Raw genomic sequence first — 17755 nt, forward strand, 5'->3', positions numbered from 1 at the left:
CTCAGAATCCCTTGAACTCGGGTTTGCGCTTCTCGCGGAAGGCGGTGACCGCTTCCTTGAAGTCCTCGGAGAAGCCGGCATCGCTCTGGTTCGCCGCTTCCATTCGGAGGCTCTGGTCAAAATCATGGTCAAGCGCGTGGATGACCTGCTTGCGGATCATCCCCAGCGCCCGCGTTGGCCCCTTGGCGAGCTTCGCGGCCAACGCCTTCGCCTCGGCCAGCGAAGTTCCGTCTTCGACCACGCGCGCGATAAGGCCCATGCCTTGCGCATCCTCGGCCGAGAGCTTTTCGCCCAGCAGCGCCAGTTCCATTGCGCGCGCGCGGCCCACGCACTTGGCCACCATCCAGGTTGCGCCTGCATCGGGGACAAGGCCAATGTTGGCAAAGGCGAGCAGGAAGTAGGCCGAGCGCTCGGCAACGACGATATCACCGGCAAGCGCAAAGCCCATGCCTGCGCCCACCGCCGGGCCATTGACGGCGACGACGAGCGGCACGGGCAGTTCGGCCAGCGTGCGCGCCAGCGGGTTGTAGGTGGTGCCCAGAATCTCGCCCAGGTCCTCGGGCAGCGCGTCCTCGCCATCAGCCTGCAGGTCCGCGCCCGACGAAAAGGCCCGGCCCGCGCCCGTCAGCACCAGCGCGCGCGCACCTTCGGCCACGCTCGTCTCCAGCGCGAGGCGCAGTTCGGTGATGAGACGCGGGGTCAGCGCGTTCAGGCGCTCCTCGCGCGAGAGCGTGAGAATGGCGACATCGCCCTCACGCTCGACCTTGAGAACCTCGGCCATCAGTGCGCGCCCCTGGGACGTTCCATGATCTCGGTCAGCTGGCCGCCCATGTCCTTGGGGTGGACGAAGAAGATCATCGTGCCGTGTGCGCCAATGCGCGGCTCGCCCAGGACCCGCTTGCCCTGCCCCTCAAACCAGGCCTTGGCCTCGGCAATATCCTCGACCTCGTAGCAGATGTGGTGCTGGCCCCCGAGCGGGTTCTTCGCCAGCCACTTGCCAACCGCGGAATCGGGATCGGTGGGTTCGAGCAGTTCGATCTGCGTGCCACCCGTGGTGCCCAGCGCCCCGCTCTCCTGCGGCGTCTCGACGAAGCAGACACGCACCTTCTGGCTTTCGAGCACGAAGGGCTCGGTCACGACAGCCGCGCCCATCACGTCCTTGTAGAAGGCGATGGCGGCATCGAGGTCGGGCGTCGCGACGCCGACGTGGTTGAGACGGCCAAGCTTCATGGCTGAGGCTCCTTGGGAGTTTCGAGAATTTCGGTGAGGATGCCGCCCATGTCATCGCCATGGACGAAGAAGATCGGATGGCCGTGGGCGCCCGGGCGCGGCTCGCCCAGGACACGCTTGCCCTGGGCCTCGAACCAGGCCTTGGCCTCGTGGATGTCGGGCACCTCGAAGCACAGGTGATGCTGCCCGCCGCCCGGGTTCTCGGCCAGGAACGGGCTCACCGTGCTGTCTGCGCGCAGGGGCTGGATCAGCTCGACCTGCGTGCCGTTCATCGCCCCGCCCGCAGGCGTGTCGACAAAACGGATGAGGATGCCGGCCCGCTCGATCACGATGGGCTCGTGGACATGGATTGCGCCCATCACGCCCGTCCAGTGCGCGAGCGCAGCCTCCATGTCGGGGACCGCGATGCCCACGTGATTGAGCCGGCCCAGCTGCATCAGGCGCAGGCCTCGATGACCATGGCAATGCCCTGTCCGCCACCGATACACATGGTGATGAGCGCGTACTTGCCGCCCGTGCGCTTCAGCTCGTACATCGCCTTGACGGTGAGGATCGTGCCGGTCGCGCCAATCGGATGGCCGAGCGAGACGCCCGAGCCGTTGGGGTTGGTCTTGGCTGGATCGAAGCCCAGCTCCTTAGCAACGCCGCAGGCCTGCGCGGCGAAGGCCTCGTTGCTTTCGATCACGTCGATCTGGTCCAGCGTGAGGCCAGCGCGCTCCAGCGCGACCGGAACCGCCTTGACGGGGCCAAGGCCCATGACCGTAGGCTCGACGCCCGCGTGGCCCCAGCCCAGGATCTTGGCCATCGGCTTCAGGCCCTTCTCGGCCACGGCCTTGCCACTTGCCAGGACGACCGCGGCCGCACCATCGTTGATGCCCGAGGCGTTGCCCGCGGTCACCGTGCCGTCCTTCTTGAAGACGGTCTTGAGCTTGGCCATCGATTCCAGCGTGGCGTCGGCGCGCACGTGCTCATCGGTGTCGAACACGGTCACGCCCTTGCGGGTCTTGATCTCGACCGGAACGATCTGGTCCTTGAAGTAGCCCTTCTCGATCGCGTTCGCGGCGCGCTTGTGGCTCTCGACCGCAAGCGCGTCCTGGTCCTCGCGAGTGATCTCGCACTGCGCCGCGACGTTCTCGGCGGTGACGCCCATGTGGATGTCGTCGAAGGGATCAGTCAGCGCGCCGAGCATGCCGTCCTCGAAAGTGACGCCGCCCATTTTCACGCCCTTGCGCACGGCGCTGGTCATGTGGGTGGAGTTTGACATGACCTCGCACCCGGCACCCACGGCGAACTGGTGCTCACCCAGCGCAATCGCCTGCGCCGCCGAAACGATAGCCTGGAGGCCCGAGCCGCACAGGCGGTTGACGTTCATCGCCTGCGAAGAGATCGGCACGCCCGCGTTCACCGCCGCCATGCGCGAGACATAGGCGTCCTTGGGCTGGGTCGGGACGACCGTGCCCACGACCACGTTCTCGATCAGGTCGGCCTCGATCCCGGCACGGGCGATGGCTTCCTTGATGGCGATGGCGCCGAGCTCCGCCGGACGGAACGAGGCCAGGCTGCCGCCAAAGGTGCCGACCGCCGTGCGTGTACCGCTGACGATGTAGATCTCTTCCATGAGTGCCCTCTATCCTCTTCAAATGATGGTTCGCCCCGGAGGCGGCGCGGCCTTCCTGGCATCGCGCCTGCGCCCGGACGATGGCCCGCCTTACAGCGGAATGTTGTCGTGCTTCTTCCAGGGGTTCTCGAGGTTCTTGTTGCGCAGCTTGCGAAGGCCCAGCGCAATGCGCTTGCGGGTCGACTGCGGGTAGATGACCTCGTCGATGTAGCCCCGGCTCGCCGCCACGAACGGATTGGCGAAGCGGTCCTCGTATTCCTTGGTCTTGGCCGCGATGCCATCGGCGTCGAGACCGCGGAAGATGATCTCCACCGCGCCCTTGGCACCCATCACCGCGATTTCGGCGGTCGGCCAGGCGTAGTTGAGATCGCCGCGCAGGTGCTTGGAGGCCATGACGTCATAGGCGCCGCCATAGGCCTTGCGGGTGATCACGGTGATCTTGGGCACGGTCGCCTCGCCATAGGCGAAGAGCAGCTTGGCGCCGTGCTTGATGATGCCGTTGTGCTCCTGGTCGGTGCCCGGAAGGAAGCCCGGCACGTCAACGAAGGTGATGATCGGGATGTTGAAGGCATCGCAGAAACGCACGAAGCGCGCGGCCTTCTTGGACGCGTTGATGTCGAGCACGCCTGCCAGCACCATCGGCTGGTTGGCGACGATGCCCACCGTCTTGCCCTCGACACGGCCGAAGCCGCACAGGATGTTGCCCGCGTGAAGCGGCTGGATCTCGAAGAACTCGCCCTCGTCCAGCGTCTTGCGGATGACTTCGTGCATGTCATAGGGCTGGTTGGCAGACGGCGGAATGATCGTGTCGAGGCTCGGCTCGAGACGGTCCCAGGGGTCCGCATTGGGACGCTCGGGCACTTCGTCGCGGTTCGAGGCAGGCAGGAAGTCGATGAATTCGCGCGCGGCCAGCAGCGCCTCGATGTCGTTTTCCAGCGCCAGGTCCGAGACCGAGGTCTTGGACGAGTGGGTGATCGCGCCGCCCAGCTCTTCCTGCGTGACGACCTCGTTCGTCACCGTCTTGACCACGTCCGGGCCGGTCACGAACATGTAGGAGCTGTCCTTCACCATGAAGATGAAGTCGGTCATCGCGGGCGAATAGACCGCACCGCCCGCGCACGGGCCCATGATCAGGGAAAGCTGCGGCACCACGCCCGAGGCCAGCACGTTCTTCTGGAACACGTCGGCATAGCCGCCCAGCGAAGCGACGCCTTCCTGGATGCGCGCGCCGCCCGAATCGTTGAGGCCGATCACCGGCGCGCCGACCTTGAGCGCCGCGTCCATCACCTTGCAGATCTTCTGCGCGTGGCGCGCCGAGAGCGAGCCGCCGAACACGGTGAAGTCCTGGCTGAATACATAGACAAGACGGCCGTTGATCGTGCCCGATCCGGTCACCACACCGTCGCCCGGGATCTTCTGCTCTTCCATGCCGAAATCGATGCAATCGTGCTCGACATAGAGGTCCATCTCCTCGAAGCTGTCCTCATCGAGGAGAACTTCCAGGCGTTCGCGTGCGGTCAGCTTGCCCTTGGCATGCTGTGCATCGATGCGGCGCTGGCCTCCGCCCATCTTGGCACCGGCACGACGCTTCTCCAGTTCGGCAATATTGGCTGACATCCGACTTCCCTTGGCAGTGCTGTCCCAGACCACGGCGGAAATGGCCCCGCTGCGGAACGGTCCATGGTGGTACGAGCAAAACTTTTTCTGCGCGTGCTAAGGCAGGTCACGGCGCTCAGGTCAACAGTTTTAATCGCCCGGTTAAACAGAAATCGTATTCTGGCCGGACAATATCCGGCAAGCGATCTTCCCGTCCGGCAGGCGCAAACGGTGCGCTTGCGTCACTTTGCGCGAAACACTGTATCGTTTCATGCACGTGCGCGCACGAAAAAGGGCAGGAGTTACCCCCTGCCCCATTTCGCCACTGGCTTCGCATCTGCGGCGAAGTGGCCCCTGTCGGACGCGCTCTACTTCAGGAGGACAAGTTCCTCCGACATCGTGGGATGCACCGCGACGGTCGCATCGAAGTCCGCCTTGGTGAGCCCGGCCTTAACGGCCACGGCGGCGACCTGGATGATCTCGGGCGAATCCGGGCCGATCATGTGCAGGCCCAGCACCTTGCCGGTCTCAGGCTCACAGATCATCTTGTAGAGCGCGCGCTCGTTACGATGCGCGAGCGCGTTCTTCATCGGCCTGAAATCGCTGGTGTAGACCTTGCACGATCCGAACGCCTTGGTCGCCTCGCTCTCGGTCATGCCGACAGAGGCAATCGGGGGGTGGCTGAACACCGCCGAAGGGACGCAGCCGTAATCGACCGTGGTCGGCTTGCCGGCAAAGACGGTGTCGGCAAAGGCCTGGCCCTCGCGGATCGCGACCGGGGTGAGTTGGATGCGGTCGGTGACATCGCCCACCGCATAGATGCTCTCAACGCTGGTGCGGTTGTACTCGTCCACCGCGATGGCGCCGCGATCGTTGGTCGCAACCCCCACCTCGCCAAGGCCAAGCCCTTCGACATTGGGGACGCGGCCCGTGGCATAGAGCACGCAGTCGACGTCCATCGGATCATGGTTGGTCATGAAGACCTTGAGCGAGCCGTCCGCGTTCTTCTCGATCTTCTCGAACTCGGCCTGGAAGCGGAAGTCGATGCCCTTGGCCATCGAGATCTGCAGCAGGCGGTCGCGCATGGCCTCGTCATAGCCGCGCAGGATCTGATCCGAGCGGTTCATGATGGTGACCTTCGCGCCGAACTCGTTGAAGATCCCGGCGAACTCGTTGGCAATATAGCCCCCGCCTGCGATCAGGACGCGCTGGGGAATGGCGTCGAGATGGAACGCCTCGTTCGAGGTGATGCCGTGCTCGTGCCCTGCAAAGCCGGGCACGAAAGGACGCGCGCCAGTGGCGATGAGGATCACCTTGGCGGTCTTCACCTCGCCGCTCGAGAGCGTGATCTCGTGCGGGCCGGTGATCGTCGCGCGTTCGTGGAACACCTCGACGCCGTTGTTCTCCAGCGTCTGCTTGTAGAGGCCATTCAGACGGTCGATGTCATTGAGGACATTGTCGCGCAGCTTCACCCAATCGAATTTGGCTTCACCGATTTCCCAGCCGAAGTGCTTGGCGTCCTCAAGATCCTCGGCGAAGTGGGCACCATAGACGAGCATCTTCTTGGGCACGCAGCCGCGGATCACACAGGTACCACCCACGCGAAACTCCTCGGCCACCGCCACGCGCGCACCATGGGCCGCCGACACACGGCTGGCGCGCACGCCCCCCGAACCGGCACCGATGGTGAAAAGGTCGTAATCGTATTCGGACATCTGCTGGTCGCTCCCGGCGCGTGGGCCTTGCATTCGAGACTATGGATCGCTGCGTGCGCATATGGGCCGGGACAGGTCCCTTTGACAACCGCGCACCCCGATTGTTTGCCTAGCAAACAATCAAGAGCATGCAAGCAGGAAGGATTCCGAGGGCCATCGCCCTCGGGCTCCCAAAAACGGGCAACCTCACCCTTCCCGCACCAGGCGGGCGCAGAATAGCGAGGTCGCCGATTTTGGGGTCAAGGGCCGATGGCCCCTTGAATCCTCTGTTTATACTTCAGGCGATCCCGGCGGCCTGGAGCAGCGCTTCGGTCGAGGGGTCAAAGGTCGTGCCCCCCTTCTCGATCTGCTTGGCAATCGCCTTGCCCAGCTCGACGCCGAACTGGTCGAAGGGATTGATCCCCATGAGTACCGCGTTCGCAAACGTGCGGTGTTCATGGAACGCCACCAGCGCACCGAATGTGGCGGGCGTCAGGTCGTCGAGAAGGATCGTCGCCGAAGGACGGTCGCCCGGATAGGCGCGCGCCGCGTCGTCGCTCGCCTTGCCCGCCATGAGCGCGGCGCCCTGCGCAAAGCAGTTGGAGAGCAGGATGCGGTGGTGATCCTCTGCCAGGTCATCGCCCGGCGCGATGCAGGCGATGAAGTCCACCGGCACAAGGTTGGTGCCCTGGTGGAGGAGCTGGAACACCGCGTGCTGCGCATCAGTCCCCACGCCGCCCCAGGTGATCGGCGCGGTCGGCCCTTCGACCGGCGTGCCGTCGGCCTTCACGCTCTTGCCGTTCGATTCCATCTCGAGCTGCTGGAGATAGTCAGGCAGCAGCGCCAAGCGCTGGTCATAGGCGAAGACCGCGCGGGTCTGGCAGCCGCGCAGGCGCGCGTAGTACTGGTCGGCAAAGGCCGCGCGCAGCGGCAGGTTGTCGGCCCCGTCGGTGTCGCGGAAATGCTCGTCCATGGCAGCCGCGCCCGCGAGAAATTCGGCAAAGTCCGGCCAGCCCAGCGCCATCGCGACCGGGAAGCCGATCGAAGACCACAGCGAATAACGCCCGCCCACGCTTTCCGAGAACGGCAGGATGCGCGTTTCATCGACGCCCCATTCGACCGCCTTCTCCGGCGAGGCCGTGAGCGCGACGACGCGGCCATAGGGATCGGCGACCTCGTTCTCCCGGAACCAGTTCATCACGCTTTCCGCGTTGGTCATGGTCTCGATGGTGGTGAAGGTCTTGGACGCGATGGCCAGCATCGTGGTTTGCGGATCACAGGCCCGCAGCGCGCGCTCCAGCGCAACCCCGTCGATGTTGGAGACGACATGCACGTCGACCAGCGCACCTTCTTCCGAAAGCGCGTCGACCGCCAGAGCCGGGCCCAGCGCCGAACCGCCGATGCCGACATGGATGAGGTGCTTCACCTCGCCCATCGCGCCGCGCAGGATCGCCTCGACAATCGCGGCGGTCTTGTGGTGGTAGTCGAGCGCCAGCTGGACGCTCTCTTCCTTGCCCACGCCGCGCTGCGCGGTGTGCTCGGCCGCGCGGCCTTCGGTCGGGTTGACGATCTCGCCCGCGAACAGCGCCGCGCGGCGCCCGGCAAAGTCCATGGCGCCGGCCAGTTCCTCGAACGCGGAGATGTGCGCGTCATCGAGGTGGGTCTTCGACCAGTCGAATCGGATCTCGCCCAGCGTCTCTTCCTCGCCCAGTTCAAAACGGGTCGAAAGCTTGTCGAGGCGCTGCGAATCGCCATCGAAGAGCTCGGTCAGGCTCGGTTTTGCAAGCCCCTTGAGAGCGTCCCAGATCGCGTCAGTCATGCCAGTCTCCTCGTTCATGGCGCATTTGGATCGCCTTATGGTTATTGCAGATGCGAAAACCAAGCCGTTTCACAAGAGCGGCGACGCGCCTGTCCCCGGTCGAGCCAAGTTCGCCGCTCCTCGGCAATTCACTTGACCTTTGGGGCCTCGCGCAACATGGGTCGGGCATGAGCGAAACCGATAGCGTTCCCGACACGGCGCCCGCCGCCAAGGCGCCCCAGCCCCCTGCGGCCAAGCCTGACGAAAAGCCCAAGAAGGACGAGAACTTCTTCGCGTTCCTGTTCTGGCTGGTGCTGGGCGTGGTCGTGCTGCGCAGCTTCATCGTCTCGCCGTTCAACATTCCCAGCGAATCGATGCTGCCGCGCCTGCTGATCGGGGATTACCTGTTCGCTTCGAAGTGGTCCTACGGCTACTCGAAGTACTCGCTGCCCTTCAGCGCGCCGCTGATCCCGGGCCGCGTCTTCGCCAGCCAGCCCGAGCGCGGCGATGTCGTCATCTTCAAGGCGCCCCCGGGCAACGACCTCGACTACATCAAACGCGTGATCGGCCTCCCCGGCGACGAAATCCGCATGCAGGGCGGCCAGGTCATCCTCAATGGCACGCCCGTGCCCAAGGAACGCATCGACGACTTCATCCTGCCCGTCACGCAGAACATGCGCGATTCCGCCAAGACGGAAATGCGCCTCCCCTGCGTCGAGCCGCGTTTCGAGATTGTACGCGCCGATGGCTCGTCGGCCTGCCGCTATCCGCAGTACCGTGAAACGCTGCCCAACGGGGTCAGCTACAACGTGCTCGACATGGGGTCGCGCGAGAAGGACAACACCGGCACCTACATCGTGCCCGAAGGCCATATGTTCCTGATGGGGGACAACCGCGACAACTCGCTGGACAGCCGATTCCCGGCCATCGAAGGCGGTGGCATCGGCATTGTCCCGCAGGAAAACCTGGTGGGCAAGGCGGCGCTGATGATGTTCTCGACCGACGGCTCGGCCAACTGGCTGCTGCCCTGGACCTGGTTCACGGCCGCGCGCTGGAACCGCATCGGTGGGACCTTCTGATCCGTGCTCACTGACGATACCCGCCGCTTTCTCGAAGAGACGGTCGGCCAGCCCATCGGCGACGAGGCGATCTGGATCGCCGCCCTCACCCACGGCAGCACCGGTGAGAAGCGCAACTACGAACGCCTGGAGTTCCTGGGCGACCGTGTTCTTGGCCTCTCCATTGCCGAGTGGCTCTACGAACACAGCGCCGAAGCGGAAGGCCGCCTGTCGCAGCGCCTCAACGCGCTCGTCAGCCGCGCGACCTGCGCCGTCATTGCGCGTGGCCTGGGCCTTGGTCCGCACATGCGCCTTGGCAAGCAGGCGCGCGACGACGGGGGCGAGGACAGCGAGAACATCCTGGGCGACGTCATGGAGGCCCTGATCGGCGCCTGCTTCCTCGTCCACGGCTTCGAAGCCGCGCAGGCCATGGTGCGGCGCCTCTGGGCCAAGACGCTGGAGGGCAAGACCGGCCAGCGCAAGCACCCCAAGTCGGCGCTGCAGGAATGGGCCGCGGGCAACCGCCGCCGCATGCCCGAGTACAAGCTGCTCGACCGCTCCGGCCCCGATCACGCCTCGCAATTCACCGTCGAGGTTGCTATTCACAATGTGGGCCGCGCACAGGCCACGGCCAATTCCAAGCAGGATGCCGAAACCCGCGCGGCTGAGGAATTCATGAGGAAGTTTGCATGACGTCGCCCGAAAATAGCGCGGAGAAGTGCGGCCTTGTCGCCGTCATCGGCGCGCCCAACGCGGGCAAGTCCACGCTGGTCAACGCCCTTGTTGGCCAGAAGGTGGCGATCACCTCGGCCAAGGCGCAGACCACCCGCGCGCGCCTCATGGGCATTGCCCTCGAAGGCAAGGTCCAGATCATCCTGGCCGACACGCCCGGCATCTTCGCGCCCAAGCGCCGGCTCGATCGCGCGATGGTGGCCGCGGCCTGGGAAGGCGCCGAGGAAGCCGACGCGATCCTGCTCGTGGTCGACCCGATCAAGCAGCGTCGCCACGAACTGGAGCCCCTGCTCGAGACACTGAAAGACCGTTCGGAGCGCAAGATCCTCGTCCTCAACAAGGTCGATGCCTGCGCCAAGGAACCGCTGCTCAAGCTCGCTCAGGACCTCGCCGCCTCGGTCACCTTCGATGAAATCTACTTCGTCTCCGCCCTGACCGGGGACGGCGTGCCGGAACTGAAGGCCCATCTGGCCGGGCTCATGCCCGAGGGCCCTTGGCACTACCCTGAGGAACAGGTGTCGGATGCCAGCGAGCGCCTGCTCGCCTGCGAGGTCACGCGCGAACAGCTCTACCGCCAGCTCCACGAGGAACTGCCCTACGACAGCGCGGTGCGGGCCGAAAGCTACACCCAGCGCAAGGACGGCTCGGTCGAGATCCGCCAGCAGATCGTGGTCACCCGCGACAACCAGCGCGCCATCGTGCTGGGCAAGCGTGGCGCCAAGATCAAGGCCATCGGCGAAGCGGCCCGCAAGGAACTCGCCGAGATCCTGGGGCAGAAGGTCCACCTCTTCCTCCACGTGAAGGTCGAGGAAAATTGGGCCGAGACGAAAGATATCTACGAGGAAATCGGGCTCGACTGGGTCCGCTAGGCGTTTCTCGCGGGAGATACCCCCGCGTTCCCTTCCAGGAGGCACGATGACGTTCTTTTCCCGCGCGGGCCGCCTTGGGCTGGCCGCGCTGTTTACCGGTGCCTGCGCGCTTTCGATGAGTGCGGCACAGGCCCAGACACGCACTCCCATCCGCGTCGAGCCGACCACACCCGAACCGCTCGTGACCATCGAGGCACCCCCGCCGCCCGACCCCGTGAGCCTGGAAGGCGAGCGCTACGTGGCGATGGGCTCCTCGTTCTCGGCGGGCCCGGGCCTGCGCCCGGCCAAGCCCGGCCCCCACCCGCGCTGCGGGCAGAGCCAGAACAACTATCCCACGCTTCTTGCCGAGCGCTTCGGGCTGAACCTGACCGACCGCACCTGCTCGGGTGCGATGACGACGAACATCTTGGGCCCGTGGAAGGAAATCGCCCCGCAGATCGAGGCGGTTACGCCCCAGACCCGGCTGGTGACGATCACCATCGGCGGCAACGATCTCAATTACATCGGGAACCTCTTCTCGGCGACCTGCCACTATCGCAACGCCAACCGCACGCCAGGCTCCAAGCCTCGCACGTGCAATGCCGTGCGCACACCCCAGAACGTCGACTACGCCCGCGTCGAGATGCAGATGAACGAGATAGTCCGCCGCGTGCGCAGCCAGGCCCCGCGCGCGCGGATCGTACTCGTCCAGTATCTGACCCCGCTGCCGCCCGCAGGCCAGCTGTGCGAGGCGACGCCTGTCAGCCCCGAACACGCCGCCATCGTGCGCACCATCGGCAAGCGCCTTGGCGAGATTACCGACAAGGTTGCCCGCGAGCGCGGTGTTCTGGTCGTGGAAATGAATATCGCCTCGAAGGGGCATACGCCCTGCGACGGCGAAAACGCCTGGATGATCGGTTCACCGGCGGGCTACAACGGGAGTCTGGGCCTCCAGTGGCACCTCAACCTTGCGGGCATGCGCGCAACCGCACAGGACATCTCCTGGTGGCTGATCAACAGCGGTATCAAGGAAATCAACCCGCCTGCGTACGACGATGCGCCCGAGGTACAGAGCCAGGACAGCGCGGCCGCAATCGGCTAATTTCAAGAAGATAAAGAGGACTGCTCAAGGGGCCATCGCCCCTTGGACCCCGGAACGGACCACCTCACGTCTTTCAGCCACGGTCACGCAAGGAAGGTGAGGTCGCCAGTTCGGGGAGCCCGAGGGCAATGGCCCTCGGAAACCTCTTGTTTCTACCTTACCGTGCCTTCGCGATGGAGAACCCGTGCTGGCGCGCGGCGTCCTTGGTCGATTCCTCGGTACGGTTGAGGGCCTTGGCGATTTCCTTGAGGCCCTTGCCCTTGCCCGCAAGCGTCTGCAGCTTCTGCAATTCTTCGGGCTTCCAGGGCTGCTTGTGCTTGGCGATCTTGTTGCTCACGGCCTGCTTTCCGGCCCCGACATGGGCCTCAACTGATTGGGGCTGAACTCAGCCCTTTGCTGATCCACGCCGCGGAGCGCACACAAGCGCATCCGCAGCGCGATCATGGGAACTTACGCGTCCCAGGGCACGTCGTCGCCCTGGTCCTCGCCCGAGGCAGCCGACTTCTTCGCCGGGGCCTTCTTCGCGGCGGCCTTCTTCGGCGCCGCCTTCTTGGCCGGAGCCTTTTTCGCGGCCGTCTCGCCCTCGCCGTCGTCGGCCTTCTTCTTGGGCGCGGCCTTCTTGGCCGGAGCCTTCTTCTTCGCGGGCGCCTTCTTCTTGCCCTTGGGCGGGCCCTTGGCGGCCTTCGCGTCGATCAGGGCGATCGCCTCGGCCTCGGTCAGGTCCTCGGGCTTGCTGTCGCGCGGGAGCGTGGCGTTGTAGGTGCCGTCGGTCACGTAGGGGCCATAACGACCCGACATGACCTTCATCTCACCCTCGCTGGTGGGGTGTTTGCCCAGGACCTTGATCGGTTCGGCCTTGGTGCGCCCCCCGCCCCGGCCCGCCGCCGCTTCGGCGAGGATCGAGACCGCGGCGTTCATGCCCGTCTCGAACACGTCCGCGGTGGTCTTGAGCTTGCCGTACTTGCCATTGTGCAGGAGGTACGGCCCGTAACGCCCGATGTTCGCAACGATTTCCTCACCCGTTTCGGGGTGCGTGCCGACCGTGCGCGGCAGGCTCAGCAGCTTGACCGCCCAGTCCAGATCAAGCTCGTCGATGTCCTTGGGGATCGAGGCGCGCTTGGCTTCCTTGCCCTCACCCATCTGGATGTAGGGACCAAAGCGTCCGACCTTGCGCAGGATCTCTTCACCCGTTTCCGGGTGCGAGCCCAGTTCCTGATCGTCCTGCTGCTCGCCATTGGCGCCGGGCTGGGCGAACTTGCGGGTGAACTTGCACTCGGGGTAGTTCGAGCAGGCGATGAAGGCGCCATAACGGCCTCCGCGCAGCGCCAGCTTGCCATCCGCGCACTTGGGGCACTGGCGCGGGTCCGAGCCATCGTCCTTGGGCGGAAACAGGAAGTCGGACAGGAACTCGTCGAGTTCCTTGGTCACATCCGAGGGCTTGAGCTCCATGATCTCGTCGGACTTGGGCTTGAAGTCGCGCCAGAACGCTTCGAGCAGGTCCTTCCACGCCTGGCGGCCGTCTGAGACGTCGTCGAGTTCGTCCTCCATGCCCGCCGTGAAGTCATAGGCGACATAGCGCTCGAAGAAGCGCTGAAGGAACGAGGTGAGAAGTCGGCCCGATTCCTCAGCAAAGAAACGGTTTTTCTCGGTCCGCACGTAGTTGCGGTCCTTCAGCACCTGGATCGTCGCCGCGTAGGTCGACGGGCGCCCGATGCCCAGTTCCTCCAGCCGCTTGACGAGGCTGGCCTCGGAGAAGCGCGGCGGCGGCTGGGTAAAGTGCTGCTCGGCCGAAACGTCCTTCTTGGCGGGCATGTCACCGGCCTTCATGAAGGGCAGCAGGCCGCTTTCATCATCGTCCGACTTGTTGTCCTGACCTTCCTCGTAGACGGCCAGAAAGCCCGGGAACTTCACGACCTGGCCCGAGGCGCGCAGCTCGGTGCGCCCCGTTCCATCGCGCAAGGTGACCGTGGTGCGCTCCATCTGGGCCGAGGCCATCTGGCTCGCCATCGCGCGCTTGAAGATGAGGTCGTAGAGACGCCCGGCGTCACCCGAGCCCAGCTTGTCCTTGGTGAAGTCGGTCGGGCGGATCGCCTCGTGGGCTTCCTGCGCGTTCTTCGCCTTGGTCTCGTAGTGGCGCGGCTTGTCGGGCAGGAAGTGGCCATCATAGCGGTCTGCAACGGCCTTGCGGCAGTCCTGGATCGCGCTCGGGTCCATCTGCACGCCGTCGGTACGCATGTAGGTGATCGCGCCCTGCTCGTAGAGCCCCTGCGCCACGCGCATGGTCTGGCTGGCCGAGAAGCCGAGCTTGCGCGCGGCTTCCTGCTGCAGGGTCGAGGTGGTAAACGGCGGCTGCGGGTTGCGGCGGTGCGGCTTGGTCTCGACGTTCTCGACCTTGAAGGCCCCGCTCTCGACCGCGGCCTTGGCGCGCATCGCAACGCCCTCATCGCCGAGCGACAGGCGGTCGAGCTTCTCACCCTCGAACTGCACGAGCTTGGCGGTAAAGTCCGTGCCATCGTGCGCCATGAGCGCAGCGACCGACCAGTATTCCTGCGGCTTGAACGCCTCGATCTCGCGCTCACGGTCCACGATCAGGCGCAGCGCCACCGACTGCACGCGGCCCGCCGACTTGGCGCCGGGCAGCTTGCGCCAGAGCACCGGCGAGAGCGTGAAACCGAACAGGTAGTCAAGCGCACGGCGCGCGAGGTAGGCGTCGATCAGGTCCTGGTCGAGCTCGCGCGGCTCTTGCATCGCCTTGGTGACGGTGGCCTTGGTGATCGCGTTGAAGGTGACGCGCTCCACCTCCTTGGGCAGCGCGCGGCGCTTCTTGAGAAGCTCCAGCACGTGCCAGGAAATGGCCTCGCCTTCGCGATCAGGGTCAGTCGCGAGAATCAGGCGGTCGGCTTCCTTTGCCGCATCGGTGATCGCGCGGACCTGCTTCTGCTTGTCGCCATAAAGCTCCCAGTCCATCTCGAAGCCCTCGTCCGGGCGGACCGAGCCGTCCTTGGGCGGCAGGTCGCGGACGTGGCCGTAGCTGGCGAGCACCTTGTAGTCCTTGCCGAGATACTTCTCGATGGTTTTGGCCTTGGCGGGTGACTCGACGATAACAAGCTGCATTTCAGACTTTCTAGTATGCCCCTCACGTGCGTGCGCATGCACATACACGTGTATGTGTGTACGCATAGGGTGGGAATCGGATGAACCGTTCGTCAAGCACCAATGCGTGACGGCGCGATGGCAAAGGTGGGGATGGCAGGGCCTGCGAACAAGGTTCCGGTGCGCAGCAGAGCCACCGACTTACCCCGCAAGACTGACCCGGCCTGCGGCATGGCGGGTCAGGCGCCCGGCCAGTTCGAGTTCGAGCAAGGCCAGTTGCACCGCCGACGGGCTTGCCCCGGTCTGGCGAATGAGTTCATCGACGCCAACCGGCGCGGTGGTGAGAAGATCGGCGATTTCGGCGGGACTGTCATCCACCGGCGCGATTTCTTCGCAGACGTCCCAGTCCTCGCCCTCCTCGCGGAAGGTGGAGCGCGGGGACGTGCCGTCGAAGGCGGTGATCAGTTCGCGTACGTCCTCGACCGACTGGACCAGCACCGCCCCGTCGCGGATGAGACCGTTGCAGCCGTGGGCGCGCGGATCGAGCGGGGAACCGGGGATCGCCATGACCTCGCGCCCCATCTCGCCTGCCAGCCGCGCGGTGATGAGCGAGCCGGACTTGGGCGCGGCCTCGACCACAAGCGTGCCTGCGCAAAGCCCGGCGATGATGCGATTACGGGCCGGAAAATGGCGCGCCAGCGGCTCGGTGCCGCAGGGCTGTTCGGCAAGCAGCAGGCCTTTCTCCGCAACCTCGGCCTGAAGTGCCTCGTGCTCGGGAGGATAGGCGATGTCGATACCACTCGCGATCACGCCCACGGTCGCGCCGCCCGCTGCAAGCGCACCCTGGTGCGCGGCCCCGTCAATGCCCCGAGCAAGCCCCGAGACGACGGTGAAACCTGCCTGCGCCAGACCATAGGCGAAGTCGCGCGACAGCCGCACCGCGGCGGCCGAAGCGTTGCGCGCGCCGACCATGGCAACGCTGGGGCGATGCATGAGCGACAGATCGCCAAGGCAGGTCAGGATCGGCGGCGCCCCGCTCCCCTGCGCGAGCAATGGGGGATAGTCCGGCGAATCGTGGAAGAGATAGCGCGCACCAAGCTTGCGCATCGCGCTCGTCTCGCCATCGATCCGCTTGACCGGGGAGGCAGTGTAGCGCTTGCCGCCCTTCCCCGCGAGATCGGGCAACGCCTCAAGCGCGGCGACAGCGCAGCCAAAGCGGCCCAGAAGCTGGCGGTAGCTGACCGGCCCGACATTGGGCGAGCGCAGCAGGCGGATGCGCGCGAAGGCTTCCTCCTGGCTCAGTTGCAGTCGTTCTTTCCCGACCGTGCCCGCAGGCTCCTTCGCCTCGTCCATTCGCCCCCGCCGATACGTTCTACTTCTTGCTGCCCACCCTGGGTTCGGTCCCCGCGATCAGGCGCCCGATATTGGCACGATGCTGGAAGAGGACGACAAGGGCAATAACCCCAAGCACCATCGCGGCCTCGTTCTGACCGACAAGGTAGGCGACGAGCGGCGCGATGACCGCCGCACTCATCCCCGCGACCGAGGAAATACGCACCACAGCAAGCAGGCCAATCCACGCAACCGCATAGGCAAGGCCAATGGGCCAGGCGTAGGCAAAGGCGATGCCCGCCGTCGTCGCCACGCCCTTGCCGCCCTTGAACTTGAGCCAGATGGGGAAGCAATGGCCGAAGAAGGCGCCGAGCGCGGCCAGCCAGGTCCACTCCGGCCAGAGCAGCGACGTCATCGCCACCGCCGCCAGGCCCTTGGCGAGGTCAAGCAGAAGGGTTGCAGCGGCGAGCTTCTTGTTGCCCGTGCGCAAGACATTGGTCGCCCCGATATTGCCCGAGCCGATGGAACGCAGATCGTCCATCCCGGCAAGCTGGGTGAGCATGAGACCGAAGGGCACCGAGCCGAAGCCGTAGCCGACAAGAAGAGCAAGAATCCAATCCATGGCGCGCCCCATAGCCCGATTGGAAGGCAAGGCGAAGACATCTTGCGCGCGCAACTGCCGCGCTGGTGCGACCAGTTGCCGCTTCCCGCGTTGCGACATGCGCGCTATCGCGGCTAACTGGAGCTTGGCTCAAGGCAGCCTAGTGGGCTCAAGGCAAGGTGATGGCAGGCGAAATTCTCGAAGCGGACACGGTGAAGGCGGATATCGGAGGGCTCGACGCAGCCGCACCCGTGCTGCTGTTCGATTCGGGTGTGGGCGGTCTCACCGTCCTTGACGAGGTGCGCCGACTCCTGCCCGAGGCTCCGATCCTCTACGCCGCCGACACCGCCGGCCTGCCCTATGGCACCAAGACCGAAGCGCAGATCGCCGCGCGCGTGGCGGGCCTCCTTGGCCGCATGGCCGAGCGCTTTCGCCCCCGGCTCATCTGCATTGCCTGCAACACCGCCTCCACGATCGCTTTGGGCATGGTGCGCGAAGTCCTCGAAACGCCCATCGTCGGCACCGTCCCCGCGATAAAGCCGGCCGCCGCGATGACGCAAAGCGGGGTGATCGGCCTCCTCGGCACCCAGGCGACGATCCGGCAGGGCTATGTCGACCGGCTCGAGCGCGAGTTTGCCGCCGACCAGCAGCTCCTGCGCCACGGCGCGCCGGAACTGGTCGATGCCGCCGAAGCCAAGCTGCGCGGCGAAAGCGTCGATCCCGCCGCCATTTCGCGCGCGGTGGAGGCCCTGCGCGCCATGCCCGGCGGCGCGCGGATCGACACGGTGGTGCTGGCCTGCACCCATTTCCCGCTTCTGGAACCTGAACTTTCCAACGCCTTCGGGCCCGATGTGCGCTTCGTCCACGGCGCTGAGGGGATCGCGCGGCAGGTCGCACGGCTGACCCAGGGACAGGCCTTTGCCCGCCGCGCGCCCGACCGCGCGCTCTTCACCGGAGATCCCGTAGCTGCGCGCGCCTACACCACTGCCCTTGCCCGCTTCGGGCTCGCGAGCATCGAACACTTCTGACACCGCCCTGAGCGCCCTTCAGATT

General features: G+C 65.5%; 16 protein-coding genes. 5 read left to right on the forward strand and 11 right to left on the reverse strand.

Features of this window, described 5'->3' with window-relative positions; translation table 11 throughout:
* Position 1: 1 nt before the first annotated feature.
* From LC060_RS15560 to pgi, 7 genes are all read right to left on the reverse strand, one after another.
* Positions 2–781 (reverse strand): enoyl-CoA hydratase-related protein, encoded by a 780-nt coding sequence (locus tag LC060_RS15560; RefSeq protein WP_226637101.1) that lies wholly within the window; start codon positions 779–781, stop codon positions 2–4.
* Complete coding sequence (gene mce, locus LC060_RS15565; RefSeq protein WP_226637102.1) at positions 781–1230, reverse strand: methylmalonyl-CoA epimerase; 450 nt, start codon at positions 1228–1230, stop codon at positions 781–783. The genes LC060_RS15560 and mce overlap by 1 nt, the downstream gene beginning before the upstream one ends.
* A complete protein-coding gene (locus LC060_RS15570; RefSeq protein WP_226637103.1) occupies positions 1227–1667 on the reverse strand; it encodes a VOC family protein in 441 nt (146 codons plus the stop codon). The genes mce and LC060_RS15570 overlap by 4 nt, the downstream gene beginning before the upstream one ends.
* The gene (locus LC060_RS15575; RefSeq protein ID WP_226637104.1) at positions 1667–2848 is read right to left on the reverse strand and encodes an acetyl-CoA C-acyltransferase family protein; all 1182 of its coding nucleotides are present in this window, start codon (positions 2846–2848) and stop codon (positions 1667–1669) included. Before LC060_RS15575 ends, LC060_RS15570 begins: the two co-directional genes overlap by 1 nt.
* Positions 2849–2938: 90 nt before the next feature.
* The gene (locus LC060_RS15580; protein ID WP_213502316.1) at positions 2939–4465 is read right to left on the reverse strand and encodes an acyl-CoA carboxylase subunit beta; all 1527 of its coding nucleotides are present in this window, start codon (positions 4463–4465) and stop codon (positions 2939–2941) included.
* A gap of 347 nt (positions 4466–4812) precedes the next feature.
* Positions 4813–6159, reverse strand: a complete 1347-nt coding sequence (gene gor, locus LC060_RS15585) for a glutathione-disulfide reductase (protein WP_226637105.1) — start codon at positions 6157–6159, stop codon at positions 4813–4815.
* Positions 6160–6436: 277 nt separating this feature from the next.
* Positions 6437–7957 carry a glucose-6-phosphate isomerase gene (pgi, locus tag LC060_RS15590; protein ID WP_226637106.1) on the reverse strand — a complete coding sequence of 507 codons (1521 nt, stop codon included), beginning with the start codon at positions 7955–7957 and terminating at the stop codon, positions 6437–6439.
* 167 nt (positions 7958–8124) lie between these two features.
* Here pgi and lepB point away from each other — a divergent pair, with 167 nt between their 5' ends.
* The 4 genes from lepB to LC060_RS15610 are packed head-to-tail and all read left to right on the forward strand — an operon-like array spanning position 8125 to position 11676.
* Positions 8125–9015, forward strand: a complete 891-nt coding sequence (gene lepB, locus LC060_RS15595; RefSeq protein ID WP_226637107.1) for a signal peptidase I — start codon at positions 8125–8127, stop codon at positions 9013–9015.
* Between the two features lie 3 nt (positions 9016–9018).
* Positions 9019–9687 carry a ribonuclease III gene (gene rnc / locus LC060_RS15600; RefSeq protein ID WP_226637114.1) on the forward strand — a complete coding sequence of 223 codons (669 nt, stop codon included), beginning with the start codon at positions 9019–9021 and terminating at the stop codon, positions 9685–9687.
* The gene (gene era, locus LC060_RS15605) at positions 9684–10595 is read left to right on the forward strand and encodes a GTPase Era (protein ID WP_226637115.1); all 912 of its coding nucleotides are present in this window, start codon (positions 9684–9686) and stop codon (positions 10593–10595) included. The genes rnc and era overlap by 4 nt, the downstream gene beginning before the upstream one ends.
* 46 nt (positions 10596–10641) lie before the next feature.
* The gene (locus tag LC060_RS15610; protein WP_226637117.1) at positions 10642–11676 is read left to right on the forward strand and encodes an SGNH/GDSL hydrolase family protein; all 1035 of its coding nucleotides are present in this window, start codon (positions 10642–10644) and stop codon (positions 11674–11676) included.
* 157 nt (positions 11677–11833) lie between these two features.
* On the opposite strand, the gene LC060_RS15615 is transcribed toward LC060_RS15610, so the two are convergent.
* The 4 genes from LC060_RS15615 to plsY form a co-directional block, all read right to left on the reverse strand.
* Positions 11834–12013: a hypothetical protein gene (locus LC060_RS15615; RefSeq protein WP_148628027.1), complete on the reverse strand. Its 180-nt coding sequence runs from the start codon at positions 12011–12013 to the stop codon at positions 11834–11836.
* 113 nt (positions 12014–12126) lie between these two features.
* Positions 12127–14790: a type I DNA topoisomerase gene (gene topA, locus LC060_RS15620; RefSeq protein ID WP_226637118.1), complete on the reverse strand. Its 2664-nt coding sequence runs from the start codon at positions 14788–14790 to the stop codon at positions 12127–12129.
* 180 nt (positions 14791–14970) lie between these two features.
* Positions 14971–16122 (reverse strand): DNA-processing protein DprA, encoded by a 1152-nt coding sequence (dprA, locus tag LC060_RS15625; protein ID WP_226637120.1) that lies wholly within the window; start codon positions 16120–16122, stop codon positions 14971–14973.
* Positions 16123–16141: 19 nt separating this feature from the next.
* Positions 16142–16723: a glycerol-3-phosphate 1-O-acyltransferase PlsY gene (gene plsY, locus LC060_RS15630; RefSeq protein WP_226637122.1), complete on the reverse strand. Its 582-nt coding sequence runs from the start codon at positions 16721–16723 to the stop codon at positions 16142–16144.
* A 161-nt stretch (positions 16724–16884) separates the two neighbouring features.
* On the opposite strand from plsY, the gene murI reads away from it, so the two are divergent.
* Complete coding sequence (gene murI, locus LC060_RS15635; protein WP_226637124.1) at positions 16885–17730, forward strand: glutamate racemase; 846 nt, start codon at positions 16885–16887, stop codon at positions 17728–17730.
* Positions 17731–17755: the final 25 nt, after the last annotated feature.

Origin of the sequence: Novosphingobium profundi (assembly GCF_020524485.1) — a bacterium.
Lineage (GTDB): Bacteria > Pseudomonadota > Alphaproteobacteria > Sphingomonadales > Sphingomonadaceae > Novosphingobium > Novosphingobium profundi_A.

Coding starts and splice junctions, on each gene's coding strand:
- LC060_RS15560 (WP_226637101.1), bottom strand. CDS start 781: ATGGCCGAGGTTCTCAAGGTCGAGCGTGAGGGCGATGTCGCCATTCTC.
- mce (WP_226637102.1), bottom strand. CDS start 1,230: ATGAAGCTTGGCCGTCTCAACCACGTCGGCGTCGCGACGCCCGACCTC.
- LC060_RS15570 (WP_226637103.1), bottom strand. CDS start 1,667: ATGCAGCTGGGCCGGCTCAATCACGTGGGCATCGCGGTCCCCGACATG.
- LC060_RS15575 (WP_226637104.1), bottom strand. CDS start 2,848: ATGGAAGAGATCTACATCGTCAGCGGTACACGCACGGCGGTCGGCACC.
- LC060_RS15580 (WP_213502316.1), bottom strand. CDS start 4,465: ATGTCAGCCAATATTGCCGAACTGGAGAAGCGTCGTGCCGGTGCCAAG.
- gor (WP_226637105.1), bottom strand. CDS start 6,159: ATGTCCGAATACGATTACGACCTTTTCACCATCGGTGCCGGTTCGGGG.
- pgi (WP_226637106.1), bottom strand. CDS start 7,957: ATGACTGACGCGATCTGGGACGCTCTCAAGGGGCTTGCAAAACCGAGC.
- lepB (WP_226637107.1), top strand. CDS start 8,125: ATGAGCGAAACCGATAGCGTTCCCGACACGGCGCCCGCCGCCAAGGCG.
- era (WP_226637115.1), top strand. CDS start 9,684: ATGACGTCGCCCGAAAATAGCGCGGAGAAGTGCGGCCTTGTCGCCGTC.
- LC060_RS15610 (WP_226637117.1), top strand. CDS start 10,642: ATGACGTTCTTTTCCCGCGCGGGCCGCCTTGGGCTGGCCGCGCTGTTT.
- topA (WP_226637118.1), bottom strand. CDS start 14,790: ATGCAGCTTGTTATCGTCGAGTCACCCGCCAAGGCCAAAACCATCGAG.
- dprA (WP_226637120.1), bottom strand. CDS start 16,122: ATGGACGAGGCGAAGGAGCCTGCGGGCACGGTCGGGAAAGAACGACTG.
- plsY (WP_226637122.1), bottom strand. CDS start 16,723: ATGGATTGGATTCTTGCTCTTCTTGTCGGCTACGGCTTCGGCTCGGTG.
- murI (WP_226637124.1), top strand. CDS start 16,885: ATGGCAGGCGAAATTCTCGAAGCGGACACGGTGAAGGCGGATATCGGA.